Source organism: Parabacteroides sp. AF18-52, assembly GCF_003479145.1.
Lineage (GTDB): Bacteria > Bacteroidota > Bacteroidia > Bacteroidales > Tannerellaceae > Parabacteroides > Parabacteroides faecis.
The window spans coordinates 1-22,435 of the sequence record NZ_QUGR01000002.1 but is presented as its reverse complement, the minus strand read 5'-3'; the positions used below and the strand labels follow the sequence as shown (position 1 = coordinate 22,435).

12 protein-coding genes are annotated in these 22,435 nt (G+C 42.4%); 6 read left to right on the top strand and 6 right to left on the bottom strand.

Features of this window, described 5'->3' with window-relative positions; translation table 11 throughout:
- Window positions 1-1,275 (top strand): hypothetical protein, encoded by a 1,275-nt coding sequence (locus DWX23_RS03880; RefSeq protein WP_122373516.1) that lies wholly within the window; start codon window positions 1-3, stop codon window positions 1,273-1,275.
- A 306-nt stretch (window positions 1,276-1,581) separates the two neighbouring features.
- Here DWX23_RS03880 and DWX23_RS03875 read toward each other — a convergent pair whose 3' ends face one another.
- From DWX23_RS03875 to DWX23_RS03860, 4 genes are all read right to left on the bottom strand, one after another.
- Window positions 1,582-2,145: an ORF6N domain-containing protein gene (locus DWX23_RS03875; RefSeq protein WP_122373515.1), complete on the bottom strand. Its 564-nt coding sequence runs from the start codon at window positions 2,143-2,145 to the stop codon at window positions 1,582-1,584.
- An 81-nt stretch (window positions 2,146-2,226) separates the two neighbouring features.
- On the bottom strand, window positions 2,227-3,558 hold the full coding sequence (locus DWX23_RS03870) for an MATE family efflux transporter (RefSeq protein WP_122373514.1): 1,332 nt from the start codon (window positions 3,556-3,558) through the stop codon (window positions 2,227-2,229).
- A gap of 86 nt (window positions 3,559-3,644) precedes the next feature.
- Window positions 3,645-5,444 (bottom strand): TonB-dependent receptor, encoded by a 1,800-nt coding sequence (locus DWX23_RS03865; protein WP_122373513.1) that lies wholly within the window; start codon window positions 5,442-5,444, stop codon window positions 3,645-3,647.
- 9 nt (window positions 5,445-5,453) lie between these two features.
- Complete coding sequence (locus DWX23_RS03860) at window positions 5,454-8,453, bottom strand: tetratricopeptide repeat protein (RefSeq protein WP_122373512.1); 3,000 nt, start codon at window positions 8,451-8,453, stop codon at window positions 5,454-5,456.
- Window positions 8,454-8,665: 212 nt separating this feature from the next.
- Here DWX23_RS03860 and DWX23_RS03855 point away from each other — a divergent pair, with 212 nt between their 5' ends.
- The 5 genes from DWX23_RS03855 (at window position 8,666) to DWX23_RS03835 (ending at window position 16,808) form a co-directional block, all read left to right on the top strand.
- Window positions 8,666-9,253, top strand: coding sequence for an RNA polymerase sigma-70 factor (locus tag DWX23_RS03855; protein WP_122373910.1), 588 nt, complete (start codon window positions 8,666-8,668; stop codon window positions 9,251-9,253).
- A gap of 43 nt (window positions 9,254-9,296) precedes the next feature.
- Window positions 9,297-10,238: a FecR family protein gene (locus tag DWX23_RS03850; protein ID WP_122373511.1), complete on the top strand. Its 942-nt coding sequence runs from the start codon at window positions 9,297-9,299 to the stop codon at window positions 10,236-10,238.
- Between the two features lie 148 nt (window positions 10,239-10,386).
- Window positions 10,387-13,803 (top strand): TonB-dependent receptor, encoded by a 3,417-nt coding sequence (locus DWX23_RS03845; protein WP_122373510.1) that lies wholly within the window; start codon window positions 10,387-10,389, stop codon window positions 13,801-13,803.
- A 21-nt stretch (window positions 13,804-13,824) separates the two neighbouring features.
- The gene (locus tag DWX23_RS03840; RefSeq protein ID WP_122373509.1) at window positions 13,825-15,315 is read left to right on the top strand and encodes a RagB/SusD family nutrient uptake outer membrane protein; all 1,491 of its coding nucleotides are present in this window, start codon (window positions 13,825-13,827) and stop codon (window positions 15,313-15,315) included.
- Window positions 15,316-15,401: 86 nt separating this feature from the next.
- Window positions 15,402-16,808: an alpha-L-fucosidase gene (locus DWX23_RS03835; RefSeq protein ID WP_122373508.1), complete on the top strand. Its 1,407-nt coding sequence runs from the start codon at window positions 15,402-15,404 to the stop codon at window positions 16,806-16,808.
- A 103-nt stretch (window positions 16,809-16,911) separates the two neighbouring features.
- Here the strand turns inward: DWX23_RS03835 and DWX23_RS03830 are convergent, their stop codons facing one another.
- Together DWX23_RS03830 and DWX23_RS03825 are read right to left on the bottom strand one after the other, a co-directional pair.
- Window positions 16,912-18,519: a SusD/RagB family nutrient-binding outer membrane lipoprotein gene (locus DWX23_RS03830; RefSeq protein ID WP_122373909.1), complete on the bottom strand. Its 1,608-nt coding sequence runs from the start codon at window positions 18,517-18,519 to the stop codon at window positions 16,912-16,914.
- 34 nt (window positions 18,520-18,553) lie between these two features.
- The gene (locus DWX23_RS03825) at window positions 18,554-21,961 is read right to left on the bottom strand and encodes a SusC/RagA family TonB-linked outer membrane protein (RefSeq protein WP_122373507.1); all 3,408 of its coding nucleotides are present in this window, start codon (window positions 21,959-21,961) and stop codon (window positions 18,554-18,556) included.
- Between the last annotated feature and the right edge of the window lie 474 nt (window positions 21,962-22,435).

The window sequence follows — 22,435 nt, the reverse complement described above, 5'->3', positions numbered from 1 at the left end:
ATGAAAAAGTTTCAATTACTATTTTGGGCATTATTAACGACATTGTTTACCTTGTCTTTTAGTGCTTGTTCTGACGACGATGATCCAACTCCGGAACCGGAGCCTACTCCTGAAGCGCAAACCTATCACTTCGATATCTGGATTGCTCTGGATAAACACGGTGGTATGGGACGTGACGTACAGACTCTTGTCAAGAGCATCGATTCTTTGAAGGCTGGCTCTCAGATGATCAGCTTTGAAGGAGATGGAACAGAAGTTCATAGTGTTATGTCTTTGGAAACTATTGTCAAAGGGAAATACTATTATCAGGTTCCTGTATCGGGTGATCGTTTTTCCAAATATACACTGTCGAATAATAAGATCAATGTTATCCAGGAGCAGAAATTCGGTACAAATACGTACGATACCCGTAAATATACACATGCCTGGATCGATGATAATACGCTTGTGATCATGGCTTCTAACGGAGATGGAGATAAAATCATCTGGACGAAGCTGAATACGACCGATATGACTATTATCAAGGAAGGTGTTCTTGATATCCCTCTTCCTGAAGGAGATAAATTATTCTCAACTTCAGGTATTCTGAACTATCGTAAAAGCGATAATAAACTTATTTATTTCTATTTGGGTAAGAAAAGTAAACGTGGAGATACAACACCTTTCTTCTTTACAACTGTGATCAATGCTGAAACAATGGCCGTTGAAAGTAATATACGTAATACAATGGCTCATCAGATGGTTGGTAGTGCTTATGGCGAATTGTTGCAGAAATGTACGCTGGTTGACGAGAGTGGAAATCTTTATCTTGCAGGTTTCTCTGAAAATGAAGATGGAACGGAGAAGAGCCATTTGATTCGTATCAAAGCCGGTGAGAAAGATTTTGATCCTAGTTACGATGCTTTCACCAATGTAGGAAAGCTTGTTTCTCTCGAATATCTGGGTGATGGTAAAGTTCTTGCTTATGCACGTCAGGATGAACTTGGAATGGAAATTGATAGTTACAGCCATTATTATACGATCATCGATCTCAATAGTAAAACCAGCAGCCGTGTAAAATACAACGGACAGGATCTTCCGTATAGCGGTGGCCGCTTCTCTCAGCGTACTGCTGTGGTTGATGGTAAGGCTTATATCGGTGTTAATCCGGAAAGTTCAAATCCTTGTGTCTACATTTATGATATAAAGACAGGTAATGTTGAGAAGGGTGCTGATATTAAAGAAGGCTACTACTTCGAGCAGATCCGCGTACTTGATAACGAAGATGCTGAATAAGAACCTTGCATTTGGTTGAACGGTGTATTGTCGGTTGATTTCTGACCGACAAGCAGCCGTGCTTCGGCCGATAGTTATCCGTTGAGGAACGGATAGTTGTCCGTTTTTTAAGTATAGGTGTTTTGAAATGTAAACATAGGACTTTTGATTGCAAAACATATATGTTTCGTAATCAAAAGTCCTATGTTTTTTTCGGGGGTGAACCGGCATACTACAGGTTCAAATGTAGGACAGTAGAGTTCTTGCAGATAGCACACCGTGTTTGTCATAGTGTAGAGAGAAAACAATCGAAAAGCAACATCACAATCACTTAGGCTTCACGAATCCTACTGGATTGCGTGGCATATCCGATAGCTTCTTTTGTACCTGCAATTCCGCCAGTGTTTTATTGATCAGATCCAATTGCATCCGGGTATCTTCATTGATATCATTGTAGTCGGTAAATACCTCTTCGATATATTCTTTGAGTTCATTGACTTCCTGTTGAAGTTTTGTTGTTTTATCGACTGTCGGATTAGCTATCATTTGCCGGACAGCCACAAAAGCACGCATAATGTTAATATTGACCTGTATGGCTATATCTGAATTTAACACACCAGAAAGCATAGCCAATCCCTGTTCTGTAAAGGCATACGGCAGTTTGCGGGTACCTCCCCATCTTGATGTCGCAAATTGCGATTTCAAGATTATCCACTCATCGACATTGAGTTGGAACATAAAATCTTTAGGGAATCGCTTTATATTCCTTTTCACAGCTTCATTAAGTCTTCGTGTCTCTACTTGATAAAGTTCAGCTAAATCAAAATCCATCATGACTCTTTGACCTCTTATTTCATAGATCTTACTTTGAATAATTCGTATTTCATTCATAGTAGGTTTATTTAATGATTATTACTAATCGCAAATGTAATGATATAAATCAATATTACTTCATTTATCAAAATAAACTTCTCACTTCAATATTTTCTTCTGCAATGCCCGGAACCAGATAAATGCAACAATCCCTTTCAGCATGCTGGAGATACTGATCGCCCACCATACACCGATAATCCCTAATCCCATTGCGGATAAAACGATCGCCATCGGAATACGTAGCGAGTTGAAAGTAATGCTGATGATCGCAGGCGGAACCGTACGTCCTGTTCCGTAGAACAGTCCTTGCATCGTAATCTCAAGCATCATGAACAGCATCGAATACCCGTCTATCCGCAGGAAAATACCTCCGGCTTCAAATGCTTCCTTTTGGGGTACGATCAGTGAGAATACTTCGCTACCATAAAAGACGAACAATAAAGTACACAGGATTCCGAATATGGCGGTCATTTTCAATGTTGTGTGATAGGCCTCCAATACCCTGTTCTTTTCGGAGGCTGCATAGTTCTGGGCAACGAAGGCGCTTAATGCCGTACTGAATCCCTGGGAGGTGTTCCAGGCAATTGCTTCAATCTGCCCTCCGGCGGTAAGCGTCATCAGGCCGATATGACCTCCGTAAGTGGAGGCTGTCCGTGCCATGAAAATGTTGATAATGGCAAACAGCGTATTCAGCATGGCAACCGGTAATCCCAGTTGCAGGATCCTTTGTGAATAGTTTTTCTTTAGTTTGACGAAGAAGGAGAATCTTCCCAATAACTTGCTTCTCCATTTTAGTTGATATACGAATATAGCGCATACCGTTGCTTGCGACAGCCACGTCGCCCAGGCTGCTCCGGCTGTACCCATGTCGAATACAAAAATAAATACCGGGTCGAGTATCATATTAATGATAAGTCCCGTTCCGCTGATATAAAACGGTATTTTACTTAGCCCTGCTGCATTGTGGATGCCGGTGAAGGCAGCCGAGAGGAATATAAAGGGGAAGGCTGTCGATACGATCCGTAAATATTCTACGGCATTTTCCGCAATAGGGGCTTCCAGTTTATAAATGCCGATGATCGGGTGGGCAAAGACAAAAAGGAGTAATCCCCAGCATACAGAGATAATCAGGGCAATGGTAAGGTTATGTGAAGAATAGTTCCTGGCGTCCTCTTCATTCCGTGCTCCGATGCTTTGTCCGACACTCACTTCCGAGCCTACTTTATTCAACAGCGATATCGAGTTGGTCATCCAGGTAAGGATACCCACGGCACCGATAGCGGCAACAGCCTCGCTACCCAAACGTCCCACCCAGGCCATATCGGTAATGCTGTAAGCCATCTGAATGAAAGAAGTACCCATAATCGGCAAAGCCAGATTGAATAGCTGCCGTTTGATCGGGCCTTGTGTCAGGTTTTTTGTTCCTTGCATGTTCGTCTTATTTGGGTGTAAAAGTAGAAATAAAAAAGGAGAACCCGAAAAACGGATTCTCCTTCTCTTGTATATCTTATATCAATTTAGAAGTTGATATTCACTCCGATCATTGCACTGAACTTCTGCAACGGATATCCGTAGTAAAGTTCATATTTCTGGAATAATACATTATTCAGTTTCAGATACATCCCGAAAGTATCGTTGAAGTTGTATGCTCCGGTCAAATTCAGTTCGTTGATATTTTTCATATTTTTTTCTCCGTCTGTAATCAGGAAACTTTTGCGGCCTGTTGCCAGATAATAATCCAGCGATGCTGATAAGTTTTTGATAGGACGGACTGTTACGCCGGCTGTGATTTCCATTTCTGGCATACCGTAAGCTTCCGGTTCGTTTTTAGTAAAACCAATAGACTTAAATTCGTCTGTTTCTTCGACCTTCCAATTGTTGTAGACCCCTTTTAAGGATACTTCAAATAATTGTTGGTAACTATACTTCAGATTGGCTCCGATAAACAATTGTTTGGAGTCCAGCATGTTTAGCGGTGTGCTAAAGTTTCCGAAATTATCTTTTACATTATTGAGTAACGGTGCAAAGAAGTAATTATCATTTGTAATCTTGTATCCTCCGAAAATATCAAACCAAAAGCCTGGTGCTACTCCGCTTTTAATTCCTACTATCCCATCTAACCAGTTGCGTGAAGGCATTATTCTGGAGAATGGAGCTGTGTAACGATTTTCCTGAAACATGTCATACTGGCTGTTCGCTTTTAATTCTCCATTGGCTTTCAGGTATAATACTGTCTTGTCTGCCACTTCTACATCTGCAGAAATATTAGGAGATGCCATAAACTTTTTATGCTCTCCACTGAAGAACATCGCGTTTATTCCCAGTTTGATATGCCAGTTGTCACCCTCGACTTTATAATAAGGACTTAATGTGGCTGCGGCAAAATTGTTGAAATAATATGTGTATCCGGCTTTCTCTCCTTCCGGTATCTCTATTTCCTTAGGTAAACTATAGTTGAAGTACTGGAAGTTACCATCTAATCCAATTCTTTGATTACCGCCAAAACCTGCATTTAGTCCAAAATTAAGATTGAATGTTCCTTCTGTCGGTCCGTCGAATTGTTTGCCCGCTCCGTATTTATAAGAGAAATTGGTATAACCTAAATCCAACAGATATCCTACAGGCGCATCTTCTTTTGACTCAACGCCAACATTCGCTTTGATTGTTTGGGCGACCTGGTTGGTTTCAACATCGCTGACAAAATCCGGTACCACACTGGAAGCCGGATCTAAATACACCGGTAAGCCGTAGTAATTGAATCCTGAATAACCATACTTAACGCCCATCTTCAGTGCCAACTTATCGAAGTTATGCTTGAAGTTAAGGCCGCCCATATTATCGTTCAGTTTCGCCTTTACCTTTTCATCTATCTGTAAATATTTTACCTTGCCGTTGGTAGAACGGTGTGAGAACCAGATATTCAGTTGATCCTTGTCTGTGCTGAGGATATGGTAGCCCAGGTCTCCGTTCAGGTTCAGATAGGTACCGCCTCCGAAGTTGAAATAACCGCGGCGTTTGTTGTATTGGATATCCGTCATGATATTACCGGAAGGGAGCAGGCTGATCTCTTTCTGAGGATCGGCTGCAATTGTAAAACCGGCATAGTCGATCGGCATCTTCTTTACTTCCGGTTCTTTGATGACCGGAAGGGTGTTCACTTTGCTTGCATCCTGTACCGTCGGATCATATTCACGTTCGAGCGTCATCTCCCGGTCCAGATTCTGTTTCTTCGAAGTATCTTCCTGTGCACTCATTGTGGCTGTAGTCCCAAGCAAGGCTACAACACACAGCGCTTTTACATTATATATAGTCTTCATTGTATTCAATTATTGCTTTAGTTTACCTAATCTGTCCTCTATCATACCGGCAATCTCATCGTCACCCTTGTAGTTGTTCTGCAGGTTGTTCAGATAAGCGCGTGCCTGAACGTCGTCTCCCTGGCGGATATAAATATCTGCCCACAGGATGAATCCGCGTGCCAGCCAGTACTGGTGGGGTGTTCCGTTCTTAGCGAAATCTTCCAGTATCTTTTCAGCATTCTTATCGTCTTTGGTGTCATAGAAGTATTGAGCCAACAGATATTTGGCTTCTGCTCCGTGAGCCGTACGGGTATCCTTGCTGAGAACCTTCAGGTCTTCGAGTGCTTTCGCCGGTTGCTTGTGGTCGATATAAGCTTTGGCACGGATATAACGGGCTTCGGCTTCTACTTCTGGAGACAGCTTCGGATCTTTCAGCAATTCATTGGCTGCGAGTTGTGCTTCTTCCTGTTGTCCGGTCTGCAGGGCACAACGCATGATACCCAAGCGGGCAGCCTGTTTGTTCTCCGGATTCTCTGCGATAACCTGTAAACGTTTGAAAGTTTCCAATGCTGCAGGGAAGTCCTGAGTGAGATATTGCATTTCTGCCGTACGTGCCACCGATTCTTCCAGGAATTTAGTGTCGCCGCTATCGATAACCGATTTGAAACGCTGCAGGGCTTCGTCATATTCCTTCTTGGCAAAGGCGATGCTTCCCAGGTAATAGTTCGCATTCGAACTGAAAGCTCCTTCCGGGAATGTCTGCAGATAGTTGACCAGGCTGCGGCGGGCTTCATCGTTATTACCGCGCAGGAAGAGTTTTTCTGCTGCAATGTATGTCAGTGAATCCTGTTCGCTGACTTCCAGGCGGACATTACCTCCCAGAGAGTTGACATAGTTGGCATACGCATTGATATCGTTCAGGTCGATATAAACCGACTTCAGGTCCTGAAGAGCTACTCTGGCTTCTTCGCTGCCCGGATAGTTGCTGATAACCTTCTTATAGGCATCGGCAGCTTTCTGCGGTTGGTTGTCATTGAAATACAACAGACCTAACTGGATGCCGGCTTTACGGGCGAGACTACTTTGCGGGAAACGCTGGATCAGTGTTTCGAAAGCCTGTGCTGCCTGTGAACTGTTTTCAAGCAATACATAAGAACGTCCTTTTTCGAAAAGAGCGTCGTCTACATATTGTGATTCCGGATAATCGCGGATCAGGCGGTCCATTGCACTGATCTTACCCCGATAGTCTTTCTGCAAACCGAGCAGAAAGCCTTTCTGGTAAACCGAATAATCTCCGGCGGAAGGTTGTAGTTGAGCGGCACGGCTATAGTTTTCTTCTGCCTGTGCGAACTGACGTTTCTGATACAGACAGTCACCGACACGGTTATAAGCATCAGCCAAAGCCGGAGCCTGCTGGTTGCTTTCCAGATTGATATACTGGCGGAAACGGTTTTCTGCTTCCCCATATTCTTTCAGTTTGAAGTAGCAATATCCCAGATTGTAATGAGCCAGCGCGTACATGTCGGTATTTCGCTGGCGGGTATTGTTCAGATAGGTACGGTAATCGGAGATCGCTTGCTGATATTCTCCTTTGCGGTAGTATGATTCTCCACGCCAGAAATAAGCATCGTTGCGCGATTCCATATTATAGGAACCCAGATTGATCGCTTGTGTGAACAGATTAACCGCTTCATCCAGTTTCATATTGGTGAACGCCTGCGTTCCCAACTGGAACAAGATGTCTTGTTTGGCTTCCAGTATCTTTGTACTCGGATGGTTGATCTTATTGATGGAGTTGAGGGCTGCCTGATAGTTTTTAGTAGTCAGATAGACTTCCACCAGGTAGTCGTTTACTTTATCGGCATATTGTGAATTCGGGAAATCGTTGAGGAAGTCTTCGAAGATGGTCACCGACTCGCCGAATCCTGTAAAGGCAGTTTCATGGATCAGCAACGCATAATTGAACATCGCTACTTCCTGGATCTGTTTGTCGAAAGAAGAGGTTGCCGCAGCTTCGAAAGCCATGCGGGCATTGTTCTTGTCTTTCAGTTTCAGGTAAGACTGTCCCAGATACAGATAAGCATTCTGTGTCAGTGCATCGTTTTCTCGTACGGTCTGTGACAAAGCGCTGACTGCACTGCTGTAATTTCCTTTATTATAATAGCAGACACCGAGAATATACAGATCGCCTCTTAACGGACTGTCGGTAGACGATACATATTTGCTTAACATGCTGATCGCCTTGTCCTGATTTCCCTGGTGGTAATACGAATTACCCAGGATACGATAGACTTCGCTGTTATTCTTGCTGTTCGGATAAGAGGAGAGAAGTTCTTCCCCTTCGCTTATCACCTTTTCATACTTGTTCTGTATAAAATAGATCTGTGTAATATAGTACAATGATTGTTCGCGGTAATCCGGCATGTCTTTCAGGCGGGTGAACTCGACCAGTGCATTGTTGTATTTGCCGGTTGCATAATCTATATAAGCCACATAATAGGTGGCGGCTTCCCGGTACTGGGTTCCTATTTGTTGTATCCGGGCAAAATAGTTCCGCGCCTTATCCATCTCACCCGTTTGCAGAAGTGAATAAGCCAGCCGGAAGCTATAGACTTCCTGTTGCTCCGGACTGAGCACATCTATATTCGATTCGTTGAACCAGAAAATAGCTTTCTGGTATTCTCCGCGTCCGAAATGAACGGAACCGATCAGGAAGTTCACTTCATCGCTATGGCGTGAAGCCGGATAATCTTCCAGATAATCTTTCAATAGTTCGTCGGCATTGGGACGTCCTTGTTCATAAGCTGCATATACGATCATATAGTCAGCTTCCTGGACCAGGTCTGCATCTTTAGCATGCTGTTTATAAGCTTCTAGCTTATCGATACAACCCGGATAGTTCTTTAAACTAAACAATTCTTTACCTTCTACGAACAAACGGTCCGGTGCCTCAAACTGGTACGACCGTTGCCCGCTAGCCACATGACTTCCTACCACCAGGCACAGTGGAATAAGTATTCTTTTCATCACTCCTTCGCTTTTATGTACAGATATTAAACAGTCTCTGTTAATTCTAAGTTGCAAATATAAAGAATAACATACAAAAGCTAAGTAAGTTATTAACAAAAAGAATTAATATTTGGAATCATAAACAAACGTGTTAAAGTAAAAAGTAATGACACCGGTCATGGTTTCGTGTAAAAATGTCTTATATTTACGCTCTCTTCATACAGCAAAAGATGAGTGGATCAGAAGACATAAAAGAATTGAGCCGGTTGTTGGAAAGTTATAAAAGCCGTTTTATTAGCTTTGCAAATTCCTATGTGCAGGAGTTTTCCGTGGCGGAAGATTTCACGATGGAGGCTTTTATGGACTATTGGGAAATGCGGGAAATGCTGTTGCCTGATTCCAATGTTCCTGCCTATATACTGACTTTGATCAAGCATAAATGTCTGAATCACCTGAAACGAAAACAACTGCATGAAGATATATCTCAAAGACTCCGTGCGGTTGCCGAATGGGAATTGAACCTGCAAATCTCGTCTTTGGAAGTCTGCGAACCAACAGAACTTTTCACAGCGGAAATAAAAGCAATAGTGAATCGTACTTTACAACAATTACCAGAGCAGACGCGGCGCGTTTTCCTGATGAGCCGCTTCGAGAATAAAACCCGTAAAGAGATAGCCGACGAATTGGATATGACTCCGAAAGGAGTAGAGTACCACATTGCTAAAGCCTTGTCTGTCCTTCGTGTTAATTTGAAAGACTATTATACGATCCTTCCTTTTTTATTTTATAATCTGAAATTTTTAACTTTTTTAAACTAGGCACTTGCTTCTTCCGATTTCTATATATACAGAAGATAGAAATATGGAGAAAGAATTGTTATATAAGTTTTTTGCAGGAACTGCTACGCTGGAAGAAAAAGAATGTATTATGAGGTGGATGGAAGTCTCTCCGAATAATAAAGCTGTTTTTCTGAAAGAAAGGAAGTGGTATAATGCGGTGCTGTTGAACAGTGAACCGGGTAATGTTTTGGCTGCAGCAAATAAAAAACAACATTGGATGCGTTCCGGGGTCATGAAGTTTCTGCGGATAGCGGCAATGATCGCCATCGCTTTCGGATTGGGGTATTTTGCGCAGGATAGAGACGATGATGGACCGGTTCCTATGCAGACCATCGCTGTTCCTGCCGGTCAATGTGTCAATCTCACTTTACCTGATGGCAGTAGTATCTGGCTGAATGCACAGACAACTATACAATATCCGGTCTCCTTCAACAAGCATGAACGTAAGATCAAACTGGATGGAGAAGCTTATTTTGAAGTGGCGAAAGATAAGAAACGGCCTTTTATCGTCAACACAAAAGATTGCAGTGTGGAAGTATTAGGCACGAAATTCAATGTGGATGCCTATTCCAGCCGGGATAAATTTGAAACGGTACTGATGGAAGGAAGCGTCAAGGTTTCCATGCATACTCATCCTTCGGAAACAGTTTCGCTAAAACCCAATAATAAAGTGTATCGTTCGAATGGGAAATTGTTGACACAGAAAATAGATAATTACGAAAGATACCGCTGGAAAGAAGGATTGATCTGTTTCCAGGATGAACCGTTTAGACTGGTTATGGAAGACTTTGAAAAATTCTATGGATTGAAGATCGTTGTGAATAACCAGAAGGTTACAAAATATTTGTACACAGGAAAATTTAAGCAAACAGATGGTATTGATTATGCGCTCAGTCTGCTGCAGAAAAATATCCACTTTACCTATCAACGCGACCGCGAAAATCATGTGGTGTATATTAATTGAATGAAATAATAACCTTTTAAATCTGATAGCCTATGGTATAGTAAGAAATATTTTTGTTAACGAAAATGCCGGTTGATGGTGACGCATCAACCGGCAGGAATCTCAATCACAATTAATTAAATTGTATTATTTTGAAACACACAAATGTATGAAAAAAAATACTTTACAGGGACATTATTGCCTAAAAAGTCCCGACCTTAAACAACTCTTTAGAATTATGCGAATAACTACATTCTTGTTATTGGTCTGTATCTTTTGTTCGTTTGCCTCTACTTCCCATTCACAAAATATGCGGGTAAGCATAAGTAAATCAAGCACGCAGTTAAACAAAATTTTCTCTGAAATAGAGAAACAGACAGAGTATCTGTTTGTGTATAACAATCAGATAGATGTGAATCGAAAAGTTTCTGTTAATGTAAAGGAGAAACAAGTTGCCCAGGTATTAGATGAACTGTTCCGTGATACGAATATTGAGTATATGATCCAGGGGAATCATATTGTTTTGTCCTCCAAAGAAAATAAACAGGAAATATTGCAGCAGTTGAGGCGCCAGATCTCCGGGGTTGTCGTAGATGATAATGGCGAGCCGGTTATTGGTGCCAATGTGCTGGTGAAAGGAACGACGACCGGAAATATAACAGATGTAGATGGAAAATTCTCTTTTGAAGTGCCGGATAATGCAGTACTGGAGGTTTCTTATATCGGCTATTTATCGCAGGAAGTCAGCACAAAGAATAAATCGATCCTGAAGATTATTTTACATGAAGATACTCAGAATCTGGATGAAGTCGTGATTGTGGGTTACGGTACAATGAAGAAAAGTGACTTGACCGGTGCTTCCGGTTCTGTGAAGGAAGAAGCATTGGCACAGCGGACAGTGACTTCTTTCGGACAAGCTTTGTCGGGACGTGTTTCCGGTGTGAATATCTCCACAAACTCTGGACGTCCGGGCGGACGTGCTTCCATCCGTATTCGTGGTAACTCTTCTATCAGTGTAACGAACGACCCTCTTTATGTGGTGGATGGTGTGATCCTGAATGTAAGTACATTGACCAACGGGACATCTCCGATCGACTATCTGAACCCGAACGATATCAAGTCGGTGGAAGTCCTGAAAGACGCGTCGGCAACAGCTATCTACGGTGCCCGTGGTGCGAATGGCGTTATCCTGGTCACTACGAAAAAAGGTGAAGGGATGGGAACGACCATTCGTTATGATACCGACTTCGGTATAGGTGTTCTTCCGAAGAAACTGGATGTACTGAATGCTGCCGAGTTTCTGAAACTGGAAGATCTGGCCTATGCGAATGCCCAAAAGTTCGATCCTGAAGGATGGCAGAACGGAAACTATAAAGATCCGAAACTGAAAAGAACAGACTCACGGTTGTTCGATTCTAATGGCCAACCATTGTATGATACAGACTGGCAGGATGAAACTATCCGTAATGCTTTCTCTCAGACACACCAGATATCCGTCTCCAATACGAAAGGCGGCGATAGCTATGGCTTGTCTGTCGGATTCAGAGGCGAGGATGGTTTGATCATCGAATCTTACCTGAAACGTTATTCCGCACGTTTCTTTATGGACAGCGAACTGACTAAATGGTTGAAAGTGGGAGGTAGCCTGAGTTATGCTTACCAGAAAGAACGCCAGACCGATTCAATGGGCGACGGTGGTATCACTGTTGGTCGTCAGATCGTGGAGGCATTACCTTTTCTGCCTGTCCGTTACGAGGATGGAACTTTTGCCGGAAACAACGATTATCCGGGAATGGAAGGCGGTAACAGTCCTGTTCAGGTTGCTAAAGACCGTAACTATACATTGGAAACACAGACTATGTTAGGAAACGTATATGCAAATATCACTATACTTCCGGGTCTGGAATTCCGTTCCGTATTAGGTGCCAATATCATCAATCAGAAATCGAATTATTACGGAGGCCGTCAGCTGATCTGGATCTCTTCACCGAACGGTAGTGCATCCATCGATAATAACCGAAATAACTCCTGGCAGTTTGAAAATTATGTGACTTATCATAAAGATTTTGCCCGGGCACATTCGTTTACCGGTATGGTTGGTTTATCTTGGCAGCATGTGGATAACTCTTCGTCCACAGCATCGGCTACAGGTTTCGAAGATGATTTCTTCCAGTATAACAACCTGGGGATCGGAACTTCTCCTACAGCAGCATCGAGTGCCAATGCGTATGGTCTGAATTCTTATTTTGCCCGTGTCAATTATGGTTATAAAAGCAAATATTTATTGACGGCAACAGCGCGTTTGGACGGATCGTCTAAATTCGGACAGTCAAACAGATATGCATTCTTCCCGTCTGTTGGTGCTGCATGGCGTATCTCGGAAGAGAACTTTATGAAACCGGCTACTGCCATCTCCAACTTGAAGCTGAGAGCCAGCTACGGCTTGACAGGTAACTCGGAAACCGGTGCTTATGCTTCGCAGGGCAGTTTGGGTAATTATACAACTGTTTTCGGCAGTTCGAAAGCATCCGGTATCGGTGTTTCTTCTTTAGCAAATCCCGATCTGAAATGGGAAAAGACTTCCCAGATAAATGCAGGATTGGATATCGGTCTGTTCAACAATCGCGTAAACCTAGAAATGGATGTATATTATAAGAAAACGACAGACATGTTGCTGAGTGCTCCGGTACCTGCTTCCAGCGGTTTCACTTCAATTACGAAGAATGTCGGAAGTATGAGCAATAAAGGTTTTGAGTTTTCTATCAATACGGTAAATATTACCAATGAGAATTTTTCATGGGAAACGACATTCAATATCTCGTTCAATAAGAACAAGGTGCTGGCATTGAGCGAAGGGGATGATGATATTTATCCGGGACCGGATATTTTGTCTTCAAGCAATAACATCATCCGTGTAGGTGAACCTGTCGGCTCTTTCTACGGCTACAAACGTTTGGGAACCTGGGGTACAGACGAAGCGGAGGAAGCTGCCAAATATAACCTGCGTCCGGGTGACCTGAAACTTTGGGACCGTAACAACGACGGACAGATCAATGATATGGACCGTCTGATTATCGGAAAAGGTATTCCTGACGGTTACGGAACATTTTCCAACTCATTCCGTTATAAAAACTTCGACCTGGTTGTCGACCTACAGTATATGTTCGGTAATGATGTACTGGATATTTCCAAACACTCGGCAGAAGACCGTACCGGTATAGCAAATAGTTATAAGACCGTTCTGGATGCATGGACTCCTGAAAACCAGAATACAATGATCGCACAGATCAGACCGACCGGAGCGGGATATACGACGAACATCGATTCTCATTTCGTGGAAGACGGCTCCTTCCTGCGTGGTAAGAACCTGGTGTTGGGATATACTTTTCCGTCTGAATTGACAAAGAAGATCTCGATCAAGTATCTGAGAGTATACGGTAGTGTTCAGAACTTCTTCCTGATCACCAAATATAATGGTTATGACCCGGAAGTGTCGGATGCGACACAGACGTTTGCTCAAGGTATCACCGTATTCGGTTATCCGAAACCGCGTACGTTCACAATTGGTCTGAATGTTAGTTTTTAACTTTTAATACGATTATTAAATATGAAGACAAAATATGCTTTATTGATATTATCACTGGTGCTCGGTTGTAGTTGTACTGACTTTCTGGACGAATCGAATCCGTCTAACTTTACTCAGCAAAACTATTTTAAGACGGCGGAGCATGCGCGCAGTGTGGTTAATTCTATCTATGCAGATCTGCGGTATTCGGCAAACGGTGACTATGGTGGAAACCCCTATTTTATGACCGATTTCCTGACAGGACTGGCTGGAACGAAAGTAAGCCAGAATGTCAACATCAATAATATCCGTCTGGTAGTGAATAACTCGGACAACGAGTACAGTAAGAGTTGGTGGAACTATGCATACCGTGCCATTGCTAACGCCAACCTGGCAATCACTTATATACCGGGAATCGAGATGGATAAATCGACCAAAAGTAAATGTTTGGGCGAAGCCTATTTCCTTCGTGCCTATAATTATTTCAACCTGGTACGCTTGTTCGGATCTATTCCGTTGGTATTGGTGCCCGTGGATGCTTCCTCTCCCGAACTGTATCCGCAACAGGCTTCTACGGAAGAAGTGTATAACTCGATTCTTTCGGACCTGAAACAGGCGGAAGAATCTGATCTGGGCTGGACGGATGAAACCGGACGTGTGACGAAGGCTACAGTGAAATCTTTGCTGGCGAGTGTTTATCTGACAATGGCGGGATATCCGATGGAAAAAGGGAGGGAATATTATGCGCTGGCTGCGTCAAAAGCAAAGGAGGTGATCGACAATGGCAGTTATAAACTCTTTTCTTCTTACAGCGACCTGCATAATATTGAAATGGAAAATAAAGGGGAACATCTGTTCATGATACAATATCAGTCCGGTATTGTAGAGAATCCGTTCCAAAGCTTACTTTTACCTTACAATATGGACGTTTCTTATTATTCGACGGAAACAGGCTCTGTATATGCACTGGATGAATTTATCAGTACTTATGAAGAGGGAGATAAGCGTACCGAAGAAGGCGAGTTTTATTATACTCAGTTCACATCGAATGCCAACCGTGAAGAAATGGTGAAATTCGGCGGCTATTATATTTATAAGTTCTTCGATATGGATGCCCATTTGAATACGGCTAAGAGTAGTCTCAATTATCCGTTGCTTCGTTATGCCGATGTACTGTTGATGTATGCGGAAGCCCAGAATGAAGCTGAAGGTGGGCCTTCGGCTACTGCTTATGCTTGTGTCAACCAGATCAGACAACGTGCGAACCTGAAAGGTCTGAGCGGATTGTCGCAGGAAGATTTCCGTTATGCGGTTTGGAAAGAACGTTACCATGAACTGGCTTTCGAGAATAAGATCTGGTTCGATATGGCACGTACCCGTAAGGCTTTGAACCTGACAACCAGTAAATTCGATAATTATGTTGGTCATAAGTTCACGTATGGCCCGACATTGAGTGAACGGGAATTACTGTTCCCGATTCCGACGAACGAGATCAAGAACAATAAGAACCTGAAACAGAATGACGGTTATTAAAAGAACGGTTATTTAAGTAGAAAAAAAGGTATATTTGCCGGTTGATTTTTCGGAGGAACCGGCAAATATTTTAATAAGGAACAGTTATGAGAAAAAATGTATCTATTCTTTTATGTCTCGCCTTTTTATGTAGCCTGGCAATACAGGGATTGAAGGCACAACCAGCAGAAGGAACCCCGGATCTGAGGACTTTGCAACAGCAATTTGTCGATCTGAAATTCGGGATGTTCATTCATTTCAATATTCCGACTTTTATGAGTGACGATTGGGCTGATCCCGATGCCAGTCCGGCTATCTTTAATCCGGTGAAGCTGGATTGTAATCAGTGGGCTGAAGCAGCTAAAGCGGCCAGGATGCGCTATGGCTGTCTGACAACCAAGCATCATAGTGGTTTTTGTATATGGGATACGAAAACAACCGGTTATAACGTCATGAACGGTCCGCTCAAACGGGATGTGGTAAAAGAATATGTGGAGGCCTTCCGGAAGCAGGGACTTAAAACCATGCTTTATTATTCTATCCTGGACACGCATCATAAATTACGTCCCGGTTTTATCACGAAAGCACATATCAACATGGTGAAAGCACAGTTGACGGAACTTCTAACCAACTATGGTGAAATAACCGCAATCATTATAGATGGTTGGGATGCTCCCTGGTCAAGGATATCCTATGAAGATGTTCCTTTTCAGGAAATTTACCGGCTGATCAAACGGCTTCAGCCTGATTGTCTGGTCATGGATTTGAATGCGGCCAAATATCCGAAAGAAGCTTTGTTCTATACCGATATTAAATCGTACGAACAGAATGCCGGGCAGCATATTTCAAAAGAATCCAATCAGTTGCCGGCTCTCTCCTGTCTGCCTATCAATAAAAACTGGTTTTGGAAAGAAGAGTTTCCAACCTCGCCGGTGAAAGATCCGACAGTGATTGTAAAAGAGAATCTGGAACCGTTTAACCAGGCTTATTGCAATTTCATACTGAATGTGGCTCCTAACCGGGATGGGTTGATTGATCCGAATGCTGTAGAAGGATTGAAGAAGATTGGGGCTATCTGGAAAGACAATACTGCGGTTCCGGAATTACCGGCGTATGATGCCCCGATAACTGCAACAAATATAGCAAAGCATAAACCTGCCAATTCCAGTTGGAGTGATGATATGTGGATTATGGATTTTGCCAATGACAATGATTTTACAACAAGTTGGAGATCCAATAAACAGGTGGCAAAACCCTGGTTGGAAATCGATCTGGACAAATGTCATTCATTCAATATGATAACGATAACCGACCTGCAGGAAAGTATAAAGAGTTATCGTTTATTATATGAAACGGATGGTGTCTGGAAAGAAATTTGTTCAGGCGATAAGTCTGACAAAGTGAAAGTACATCGTTTCGACCGTCTCTGGGGAAACAAAATAAAAATAGAGATCGACAGCATCAACGGACAGGCTTCAATTGCTGAGTTCGGGGTGTATGATGAACAACGTTAAGAATAAATAAAACCGCCGCGAATCACTTCGGGGCGGTTTCAGGTTCCACATTTACCATCAATTATGTTTATAATTTATGTGGAGATATTTTTGTTTGTCAAAATTATTCAATGACTTTATACCAATCACTCTTCATCCAGAATAGCGTTGTGTACCAGGAGTCTTCTTTACCATTCAGGAATGCATTCAAACTTTCCTGATTGTAATCTTTTTCGTCAGAAGTATATTCCAGGCGGTTCAGAGGAAGTGGGGTATCTGCAGTCTGAGGATCTCTCTTGAAATAGAGTTCCGGATATCCTGTACGGCGTACAACATTCCAGGCTTCCAGTTCCTGAATAGCTCCGTGATGAATCCATCGTTGTGTCAGGATTGATTTTAACGGATTACTGGCATCCCACTGTGATTCAGCATAGGCTTCGACTGTAGCGTCATCTGGTGCCGGCAGTGCTGTACGGTATGTACCGGTTGAATTCAGGTTGAAATAAAACTCAGTAGATAATTTAACACCGTCTATATAGGCCGCTTTGGCATCACCGCTGGCCCAGTTGTTGGCATAGGCTTCCGCTTTCATAAAGGCTACTTCGGCAGCTGTCATCCAGATACCTGGGAAACCCGGGTTACGTGTGAAAGTTGAGGTATCCAACGCAGCATAATATTTAGCTGTACCATGTGTACTGATAGCCATATTTGCTTCCTGATCTGCTGCGCTTTCCGTAGGGTCCAGACCGATATACTGATTATCCCAGTTTGCATCATATAATACTTCCAGACGTGGATCCGGATTATCGGTATTTGCATTTAATGCCCGTTGCATGAAACCGGACATACGGTTATATGTCGAGTTTTCAATAGCGTCTTGCAGATCTTTATCGAAATTGAAAGCATCATCGCTTTGTGCTACCGTTGTGTTTTCTACATTCGTGTCTACCATCGGGTAAGTAGAAGGATTACTAAGCATGGTTTGGATAGCACTGCGTGCTTCTGATGTCAGGTCACCGTTTGAAGCCAAATGAGTGGCGACGCGAAGACGCAGAGAATTGACATATCTCTGCCACATGGATACATCTCCTTTGTTTACATAGTCTTCTGCTGTCATGTAGGTGGCTGCGGAAGAGCTTAATGACGGATGATTGTTCAGGTATGTATTTGTTTCATCCAGATCTTTTAAGATCATGCTATACAGTTCCGTTTCAGAATCGTATTTAGGTTTGGACGAAACAATATCCCCGGTACTCCATAGGTATCCGGCTTCCGAGAAAGGCAGGCTTCCCCATAAAGACAATACTTCATATAGTTGTTCTTCCAGAACAGTGCGTCCCAAATGAAGGAAAATTTCGTTATCTTCTTTTTCTTTATCCGTCAGATTATTGTAAGTCTGTTCCAGTAACCTGTATTGGGCAAGTGTTGTATAGAAATTTTTCCATCTTTCGTTGAAATAAGTTGTTCCCGCACCGGTGAAACGACCTTTGTCGTTGGTGTGTCCGATTACCCCGGAAAAGCGGCCGGAAGTAGTCGAAGATACATAATATCTGTAATATACTGGATTCATCCAGGTATTACAAGCCTGCCAAAGTCCTACCATTACGCCAGGACATGTCACAGACTGTGCCTGTTCCGGATTTTGATATTGATCCGAAAATTTATCGTCGCTGCATGAGAAGGTGGATAATAGTGCCGCACATCCCAATACAAGTGAATATATTTGTTTCATTTTCTGCATTCTTTATATATTTCTTTACAATCAATTAAAAACTAGCACGTAGTGAGAAACCAAAGGAGCGGGTTGTTGCTGTAGATCCGCTGATATAAGATTGGTTCACCCAGTTTGTACCATCCGTTGATTCCGGGTCCATTTCTTTCAAACTCTTGTAGAAGTAGAATAAGTTACGTCCGTAAACAGAAACCATTAGATTTTTACAACCAAATTTGGCAACCAGTTCTTTCGGCAGGCTGTAACCTATGCTTAATTCGCGCAGTTTGAAATAGGTGTTTTCCTGAATAGCGTTTTCGTAGGTGACATTACCTGAGTATCCCCAGCCGTATTGGTTGTAAAATGTTTCACCTGCTGTCGCGATGATATCGTTCGGAGTTCCGTCCTCTTTTACACCGGGTAGGATTACACCATTGTCATATACTGTACAGCCGTTTACGGTAGAACCGGCTGCCTGGTCTGTCAGGTGGCGTATGGAAGGATCGGATAATACGTTGCCATCGGCATACCAGCTCAAGCCGCCATGAGAGGCGTCACGACCTTGCAGTGTATGTTCCAATGTTCCGATTTCAGACATGTATTGATAGGGCTTGTTCATTACGTCACCACCAATACGGAAGTCGATAGAAGCATCCAGATACCAGTTCTTGTAGCTGACGGATGTGCTCAGACCGCCGACCAGTTTCGGCATGGCATTACCTGCTTTTACGCGTTGTGTGTAATCGACTTTGTATAAACCGTTTTCATCAACGATTTTATTGCCGTTTTCATCTGTTACAGTTTTATATACATACCAGTCGCCCATTGCTTCTCCGACATGTGATTCCAGTACAGCTGCTCCGTTGTCGATGGTTGTGTGTTCAAGTCTGTCAACGCCATCTGTTAACTTCACGACCTTATTACGGTTCCAGGCCCAGTTGGCGCGGATATCCCAGGTCCAGTCTTTAGTCTGGATCGGCGTACCGTAAATAGACATTTCCAAACCTTGGTTCTTCAACTCACCCACGTTCATCCAGATGGAAGTACCTCCCGAAGAAGCAGCTGTTGAGGTATTCAGAATTTGGTCTTTTATTTTGTTATGATAGAAAGACAATTCAAATCCTAAGCGGTTTTGTAGAAACTTGTTTTCCCATCCCAGTTCGAATTCGTATTTCTTTTCCGGCTGTAACTCGTTGTTTCCCAGTTCGCTTAATGAAATCTGATTATAAATATAGCTGTCTGCAGCATCTTGTTTATATCCGGTTGTTGCTTTATAGACAATTGGAGCATTACCTACGATACCGTAGCTTACACGAATTTTACCATAGTCATACCAACTTGGGTTCTTATCTTTCAATAATGAAGTATAGATTACACTACCATTGACAGAAGGATAGAAGAAAGAGTTGTTGCCTGGAGCCAAGGTGGATGTTTTTTCCTGACGTATAGTTCCTTCCAGATAAGCCCAACTATCGTAACCAAACGAAGCGGTAGCGAAATATGCTGTTTTCAGCAATGACATTTTTGTCATACTGGGGGTAGCGGGAGATAAAGCGGAAGCATTCAAATGGAACCAGTTTTCCACGCTTAATCCACCACGGGTAGTGACAGAGGTCATCATCTGACGTTCCTGGCGGCCTGACCAGCCGACGTTGGCTGTAATATTGTACTTCTCTGCGAATGTACGGTCAAACATCAACATGATATCACCGTAGTAAATTTCATACTTGTCGTTTTTCAGAGAATAACTACCTGTATAGTTACCTGCCGTTGCCAATGCATTCGGATATTCTGTGTGGTTCTTATTCTCTTCTTCGTCAAATGTTAAGTCGGTAGACAAACGTCCCCGGGCTGTCAATCCAGGTATGATTTCCCAACTGGGAGAAACACTGGCAATAAAACGATTGTTGTTTTCATATTGTTCCTTGCCGTAGATGTTCCATAAATAACGGTCGCCTATGTAACTGAAAGATGGGTCATATTCCCATGCTTCATCCAGGAATGTAGCAGCATATTCAGAGGTGTATGCTCTGTTCATGTAGCCCTGGCTGGTTACGATCCTGTTTTTCAAAGATGCGATATCGTCATAGCCGGTAAACATACCGTTATAACTACTCATCAACTGGTCGATACGATAGGTACGGTTCTTTACGTATTGACGCATATAATTAGCAGAATAATCAAGTTTTATTCCTTTCAGGATATTCTGAGAACCTGTCAATGAGAAATTGTGTTTGTTGTTATGAGAGTTTAACTGAGTCGGTGTAACATCTGTATAGGTATAAGAAAAACGCATATTGCCTTTTTCCGTACCGTTTGTAACAGCGAGGTTATATGTTTGATTGATACCTGTCTGGAAAAGATCGTTCCATTGGTTATGATCGATGGGAGAATAAGTTCGTATTGTTCCATCCCAGTTATATAATTGGGAGGTATTGTCGTACTTGGGTCCCCATGAATAATATGTATTACGTAAGCTGGTAACCGGGTTGCCGTTTCTGTCAGTACGCGTGTTTTGGAAACCGGTAGCCTTTTCAAAATCATTACCTCTTGTGTCAAGCAGAGAGTTGTCATAACCCGGTCCGAATTCTTTCTGAATATTGGGCATATAGGCTACTTTGTCAAAACTAACGTTTGCACTGAAATCTACTCCTAAGCCGGAAGCTCCTTTACCGCTTTTAGTTGTAATCATAACAACTCCATTAGCGGCCTCAGAACCATACAAAGCAGAAGCTGCTGCACCTTTCAGGATAGAGATATTTTCAATATCGGCAGGGTTGATGTCTACTAAACCATTTGATTCGACACGCTGTTGGCTCCAGTAGTCTTTATTGTTGGCATCCCCGTTGTGAATGGGAACACCATCCATTACGATTAACGGCTGTGTAGAACCGGAAATAGATGATAAGCCGCGGACAGAGATAGATACAGACGATGTACCTCCACCGGGAGCTGCATTGATACGTACACCGGACGCTTTACCATACAATGAAGTGGCGAAATCAGGAGTACCGGTTTTTACGAGTTCTCCTGCCTCAATTGTACTTACAGCGTAACCCAGTTTTTTTGCATCTTTCTTGATACCCATAGCTGTTACAACTACTTCGTCCAGTTTTTGGGTGTCTTCAACTAATTTAATATTCAAAGAGGCTTGACCTGTGTAAGCGATTTCCTGGGTCGCATATCCGATAAAGGAAATCTGGATAACGTCTCCGTTTTTGACTCCTTCCAAGATGAAGTTACCATCCATGTCGGTAATATTACCATTGGTGGTTCCTTTAATAACAACTGATGCTCCGGCAACAGGGCCGAAATCATCTTCTACAACACCCGTCACTTTTCCGTTTTGTTGGGAAATGGCGGTTTCTAGCTTCTCTGGCGCTAAATCAGCGTATACGCTGGCTGGTAGTGCCATAGCTCCTGCGGCAAGGAGTAAGCTGACTTGTTTGAAGTGTTTCAACATAATAAATGATGTTATTGATGATAATACTAGTGTTAGTAAAGGTTCTTTAGATTTTGACGTTTATCGATCTTTGATCTTAGTTCTGAAAGAACTCAATACTTAATACTCGCTACAAATGTATAGCTTTTTTATTTCATATTGTTATTTTACGTCAATTTTAATCATATAATACATCGTTTTTAACATTGTCGATAAAAATAAGAAAATTAATTCAAGTCAATCCAGTAGCAAATTACATCTTATGAATTTATTCATATTGTATATTTCAAGCATAATATGACATAGCCGATTCAAAGAAATTTCCTCAATACTATTTTACACAATATTTATTAACCAGACACTTTAAGCTATTCCGAGCCATAAACCATGACTCTTATCTGATTTATAGTTTCTTATCTTTTTTAAAAAGAAGCAAAAACCATATTTATCAAAGCCCACAAACATTACAATAGACAAAGTTCTTTCAGAACTAAG

Bases quoted from the DNA above. Each gene is read 5' to 3' on its own strand.
- DWX23_RS03865 (WP_122373513.1), bottom strand. From the start codon at position 5,444: ATGAAGACTATATATAATGTAAAAGCGCTGTGTGTTGTAGCCTTGCTT.
- DWX23_RS03850 (WP_122373511.1), top strand. From the start codon at position 9,297: ATGGAGAAAGAATTGTTATATAAGTTTTTTGCAGGAACTGCTACGCTG.
- DWX23_RS03860 (WP_122373512.1), bottom strand. From the start codon at position 8,453: ATGAAAAGAATACTTATTCCACTGTGCCTGGTGGTAGGAAGTCATGTG.
- DWX23_RS03870 (WP_122373514.1), bottom strand. From the start codon at position 3,558: ATGCAAGGAACAAAAAACCTGACACAAGGCCCGATCAAACGGCAGCTA.
- DWX23_RS03830 (WP_122373909.1), bottom strand. From the start codon at position 18,519: ATGAAACAAATATATTCACTTGTATTGGGATGTGCGGCACTATTATCC.
- DWX23_RS03825 (WP_122373507.1), bottom strand. From the start codon at position 21,961: ATGTTGAAACACTTCAAACAAGTCAGCTTACTCCTTGCCGCAGGAGCT.
- DWX23_RS03840 (WP_122373509.1), top strand. From the start codon at position 13,825: ATGAAGACAAAATATGCTTTATTGATATTATCACTGGTGCTCGGTTGT.
- DWX23_RS03845 (WP_122373510.1), top strand. From the start codon at position 10,387: ATGAAAAAAAATACTTTACAGGGACATTATTGCCTAAAAAGTCCCGAC.
- DWX23_RS03880 (WP_122373516.1), top strand. From the start codon at position 1: ATGAAAAAGTTTCAATTACTATTTTGGGCATTATTAACGACATTGTTT.
- DWX23_RS03855 (WP_122373910.1), top strand. From the start codon at position 8,666: ATGAGTGGATCAGAAGACATAAAAGAATTGAGCCGGTTGTTGGAAAGT.
- DWX23_RS03875 (WP_122373515.1), bottom strand. From the start codon at position 2,145: ATGAATGAAATACGAATTATTCAAAGTAAGATCTATGAAATAAGAGGT.
- DWX23_RS03835 (WP_122373508.1), top strand. From the start codon at position 15,402: ATGAGAAAAAATGTATCTATTCTTTTATGTCTCGCCTTTTTATGTAGC.